At 69.6% G+C, this 5049-nt stretch carries 5 protein-coding genes; 3 read left to right on the top strand and 2 right to left on the bottom strand.

Annotated elements, in window-relative coordinates; genetic code table 11:
• From FNH08_RS44245 to FNH08_RS44235, 3 genes are all read left to right on the top strand, one after another.
• Window positions 1-677, top strand: a 677-nt coding sequence (locus FNH08_RS44245) for an intradiol ring-cleavage dioxygenase (RefSeq protein WP_152777163.1), incomplete at its 5' end; no start/stop codon positions are given.
• 221 nt (window positions 678-898) lie between these two features.
• Window positions 899-1309, top strand: a complete 411-nt coding sequence (locus FNH08_RS44240; RefSeq protein WP_152777162.1) for an ATP-binding protein — start codon at window positions 899-901, stop codon at window positions 1307-1309.
• Between the two features lie 148 nt (window positions 1310-1457).
• Complete coding sequence (locus tag FNH08_RS44235) at window positions 1458-2291, top strand: intradiol ring-cleavage dioxygenase (RefSeq protein ID WP_152777161.1); 834 nt, start codon at window positions 1458-1460, stop codon at window positions 2289-2291.
• A 151-nt stretch (window positions 2292-2442) separates the two neighbouring features.
• Here FNH08_RS44235 and FNH08_RS44230 read toward each other — a convergent pair whose 3' ends face one another.
• Together FNH08_RS44230 and arfA are read right to left on the bottom strand one after the other, a co-directional pair.
• Window positions 2443-3351 carry a sulfite exporter TauE/SafE family protein gene (locus tag FNH08_RS44230; RefSeq protein ID WP_152777160.1) on the bottom strand — a complete coding sequence of 303 codons (909 nt, stop codon included), beginning with the start codon at window positions 3349-3351 and terminating at the stop codon, window positions 2443-2445.
• Between the two features lie 185 nt (window positions 3352-3536).
• The coding region (gene arfA / locus FNH08_RS44225; protein ID WP_152777159.1) for an arabinosylfuranosidase ArfA at window positions 3537-5049 on the bottom strand (1513 nt) is incomplete at its 5' end.

The raw sequence follows: 5049 nt of genomic DNA, 5'->3' as shown, positions 1-5049 counted from the left end.
GACCACTCGTGACCACCCCCACCCCCACGACGGCCGGTACGGCCCCCGTGGCCGCCGCGGCCGTCTGCACCCTCACGAAGGAGATGACCGAAGGTCCCTACTACCTCGACGGACAGTACGTCCGCTCCGACATCAGCGAGGACAAGACCGGCTTCCCGCTCCAGCTCACCCTCACCGTGGTCGACGACGACACCTGCGCCCCGCTGGCGAACGCCCTCGTGGAGATCTGGCACTCCGACGCGCTCGGTGAGTACTCCGGGTTCGTCGGCAACAACGGCCACGACGAGCCGGACAACGGCACGTTCCTGCGCGGGGGCGTGCTGACGGGCTCGGACGGTGTCGCCCGGATCACCTCGGTCTACCCCGGCTGGTACCGCGGGCGGTGCGTGCACATCCACCTCAAGGTGCACGTCGATGTCACGCTCACTCCTGACGGCTCGTTCACCGGCGGCCAGGAGCTCCACACCGGGCAGCTCTTCTTCGACGAGACGGTCACGGCCAGAGTCGGGGCCCTCTCGCCGTACTCGGCCAACACGGTCCCCCGCACCACGCTCGCCCAGGACTCCATCTACGACGACGGAGGCGCCGCGTCCGGCCTGCTCACGCTGACGGCGCTGGGCACTTCGCCATCGGCGGGCTACGCGGGCACACTGACGGTGGGCGTCGAGACGAGCTGACGCGCGCACCCCTGCCGCACCTCGCCGTGGGGTGGCCCGAGTCGTCGTGCTCGGGCCACCCCACGGCCATGCGCGGGGGCGGCAGCCGAAACCGGGAAAGCGAGCAACGACCACCGACCGGAAGAAGTCATTCCGCGATCACGAACGCACAACTCCGACCGGTCTCCGCCCCCGGCCGGTACTTCCCGCATGGATCGCCCCATCGCCGCTAGCTTGGATATATGCGGCTGAGCGGCCTTGACGACTCCGAGACGGTCCTGTTGAAGCGACACTTCACAGAGGCGAACCTGTCCGTGCTGCGCGCCCTCGTGGAGGACACGGCTGCCTCCGAGGGACTGGCCGGGGTACGCCTGGGCGAGTTCACCCTCGCCATCAGCGAGATCGCCGACAACGCCATCGAGCACGCGGGCGGGCGCGGCCACCTCGAACTGCGCCGCCTGGCCGACGAGCTGGAGTGCCGGATCACCGACAACGGCCCCGGCTTCACACCGGCCATCCCCGAGCTCCTCCCCGGCCTCGACGACACCCGCTCCGGCCGCGGCCTCTGGCTCGCCCACCTGGTCACCGACCGTCTCACCATCGCGGCGGGCGCGACCGGGGCCGCGGTGACGCTGGCGATGCGCCTGCGCTGACCGCCGTCTGCGAAGCGAGTCCGCGCAGCGAGTCTGCGAACTGTGTCCCAACTCCCGTGGAAACAGACTGGGTTGGGACTTACATCCCCAGCGTACGCACAGTCCCGTGTTAAGGATTTCCTCAGCTGCGTGCCTAACTTCACTGGGCATGACAGAGAACACCACCAACGAGAACCAGTCCGGCCGGCACCGCCTCGACAAGAGCGTCAAGCGGCGCCGGGTCCTGATCGGCGGCGGCACCGTCGCCGTGGCGGGCGGGCTCGCCGCGGCAGGCCTCGCCGCGGCCAACCCGACCACCGAGAAAGCGACGACCAAGGCGTCCACGGCATCGGAGTCCGCCTCGGACTCCTCGTCCACCACCGCCGACGTCTGCGTCCTGAACGCGGAGGTCACCGAAGGCCCGTACTCCCTCGAAGGCGCCCTCGTCCGCGAGGACATCCGCGAGGACAAGGAGGGCTTCGAGGTCCAGTACACCTTCACGGTCGTCGACGTGGCGAACGACTGTGCCCCGCTCGCCGACGCGCTCCTGGAGATCTGGCACTGCGACCACCTCGGCGAGTACTCCGGCTTCGTGGGCGGCAACGGACACGAGGAGGAGGACAACGGCACGTTCCTGCGCGGCGGGCAGATGACCGACGAGAACGGCCAGTGCAGCATCACCTCGATCTGGCCCGGTCACTACGTCTCGCGCGCCGTCCACGTCCACATGCGGGTGCACACGGACGTCACGCTCACCGACGACTCGTACACCGGCGGCGAGATCATCCACACCGGCCAGCTGTTCTTCGACGCGGACATCAACGAGGAGATCCAGGCGACGTCCCCGTACTCGGCCAACACCACCCCCGAGACGGCCCTCGCCGACGACAGCATCTACGACGACGGAGGCGCCTCCAGCGGCCTCCTCACGCTCACGGCCCTGGGCGACAGTGTCTCCGACGGCTACAAGGCGACGCTGACCGTGGGCGTCGACAGCGCGTAGCGCTCCGCTGGTAGAGGTAGATCCGCGGGCCGGTGGGGGCTGGTCGCGCAGTTCCCCGCGCCCCTGAAGGGGCGCGGGGCAGTTGTCGATATGCGGCTCCGCCGCGTGGGCGCGACCAGCCACGAATCACCCGCGGACGCCACCCAACCGCTCACGCCCCCACGGTCTGCGGCTCCTCGGCCAGAGACTCCGTGGCCTTCTCCCTCCGATAGGCGCGGACGGAGTACGCCACAGCAGCAGCCCACAGCACATACAGGAGCCCGTACACAGCGGAGCTCACCGTCCCCGTCGCCCCCACCCAGTCACTCCTCATCACCGTACGGACATTGGTGACGACGATGATCCCGCCGACCGCGGACCCGAGAACCCGCGGCGGCACCAACCGCACGAGCCACGCCGCGATCGGCGCCGCGATCAGCCCACCCACCAGGAACGCGAGCACCCACAGGAAGTCGATGCCCTGGGAGCCGAGCGAGAACAGGAAACCGAGACTGGCGGCGATCGCGACGAGGAACTCACTCGTGTCGATGGAGCCGATCACCTTGCGCGGCTCCATCCGCCCGCTGGCGAGCAACGCCGGCGTACCGACCGGACCCCAGCCGCCCCCACCCGTCGCGTCCAGGAACCCGGCGACCAGTCCGAGCGGCGACAGGAACCGCTTCCGCAGCGGCTTGCCCAACTGCCCCTTGGGCAGCCCCCGGAAGGTGAAGCGGGACATGACGTACAGCCCGAGTCCCAGCAGGATCAGCGACATGACCGGCTCGGCGACCTCGGTGGACAGCGTGGACAGCACGGTCGCGCCCAGGAACGCGCCGACCGCCCCCGGCACCCCGATCCTGGCCACGACCTTCCAGTCCACGTTGCCGAACCGCCAGTGCGCGGCGCCCGACATCAGCGTGGTGCCGATCTCGGCGAGGTGGACCGTCGCCGAGGCCGCCGCCGGGTTGGTGCCCATCGCGAGCAGCAGGGTCGTGGAGGTCACGCCGTAGGCCATGCCCAGGCTGCCGTCCACGAGTTGGGCGCCGAGGCCCGCGAGTGCGAGCAGTACCAGCGTCCGCATCTACGTCCGTCTCCCGTCTTCCGTCTTCCCTGGTTTTCCCACCGGATAGGTAGGGATTGATTGGCAGGGGCCGACGATAGGCGGCGAAGCTGAGGAAAACCTGAGCACGCGGTAACGATCCTGTGGGGGAGCATGTGAGGGGGGAGCGCCCGTGGCCTACGGGCACTCCCCCGGCCGGTCTGCCGCTAGCGGAGCCGGATCACGTTCCAGGACAGCGGTTCGAGGACGGTGTGCAGCGTGCCGTCGCGGAGAGCCGTGCCCTCGACGGTGTGCGGGGTGACGCGCCCCGGCTCGTCGAGGGTGTTGCGGGCGTCGGGGTCGGCGTCCGCGAGCACGCTGTGCTCGACGACTTCGGTCAGCTCCAGCCCGCTCAGGGCGACTTCGAGCGGGAGCGACTCGGCGCGGTCGCGGTTGACGGCGAACACGGTGACCGAGCCGTCCTCGGCCCGCACGGCCGTGGCGTGCAGCAGGTCCGCCTCGCCGTACTTCTTCGTCTCGTACGTCGGTGAGTCGACCCGTACGTCGAGGACCTGCCCGCGCCCGTACCGGGATGCCTGCGCGAACGGGAAGAACGTGGTCTGCCGCCAAGCCGGGCCGCCCGGTTCGGTCATGATCGGCGCGATGACGTTGACGAGCTGGGCGAGGCAGGCGACGGTGACGCGGTCGGCGTGCCGGAGCAGCGCGATCAGGAGCGAGCCGAAGACGACGGCGTCCATGACGCTGTAGTTGTCCTCCAGGAGGCGGGGGGCCACCGCCCAGTCCCGTGCGCCGGAGTTCTCGATCGCGTGCCACTCCGAGATGTACCAGACGTTCCACTCGTCGAAGGAGAGGTTGATCTTCTTCTTGGACTTGAGCTTCGCGCCCACGTGGTCGGCGGTGGCGATCACGTTCTCGATGAAGGACTCCATGTCGACGGCGGAGGCCAGGAAGGAGTCGACGTCGCCGTCCTCGGGCTGGTAGTAGGCGTGCAGGGAGATGTGGTCGACCAGGTCGTACGTCTCGGCGAGGACCGTCGCCTCCCACTCGGCGAACGTCGGCATGGACTGGCTGGAGGAACCGCAGGCGACGAGTTCGACGGTGGGGTCGATCTGGCGCATGGCGCGGGCGGTCTCGGCGGCGAGGCGGCCGTACTCCTGGGCGGTCTTGTGGCCGGTCTGCCAGGGGCCGTCCATCTCGTTGCCGAGGCACCACAGCTTGATGCCGAAGGGGTCCTTGTCGCCGTGGGTGGCGCGGAGGTCCGACAGTGCCGTGCCGGCGGGGTGGTTGGCGTACTCCTGGAGTTCCAGGGCCTCGGCGACGCCCCTTGTGCCGAGGTTGAGGGCCATCATGGGCTCGGCCTGGGGGCCGATCTTGCGGAGGAAGGCGATGTACTCGGAGAGCCCGAAGTGGTTGGTCTCCGTGGAGCGCCAGGCGAGGTCGAGGCGGCGGGGGCGGTCCTCGACGGGGCCGACGGAGTCCTCCCACTTGTAGCCGGAGACGAAGTTGCCGCCGGGGTAGCGGATCGTGGTGACGCCCAGTTCCCGGACGAGGTCCAGCACGTCGGTGCGGAGGCCCGCCTCGTCGGCCGTGGGGTGGTCCGGCTCGTGTACGCCGGTGTAGACGCAGCGGCCGAGGTGCTCGACGAACGAGCCGAAGAGTCGGGGGTTGACCTCGCCGATGGTGAAGGCGGGGTCGAGGGTGAAGCGGGCGGTGCGGCTG

The organism is Streptomyces spongiae, assembly GCF_009377185.1.
Lineage (GTDB): Bacteria > Actinomycetota > Actinomycetes > Streptomycetales > Streptomycetaceae > Streptomyces > Streptomyces spongiae.
The sequence above is the reverse complement of the archived record's forward strand: the minus strand, read 5'-3'. Positions and strand labels throughout refer to the sequence as shown.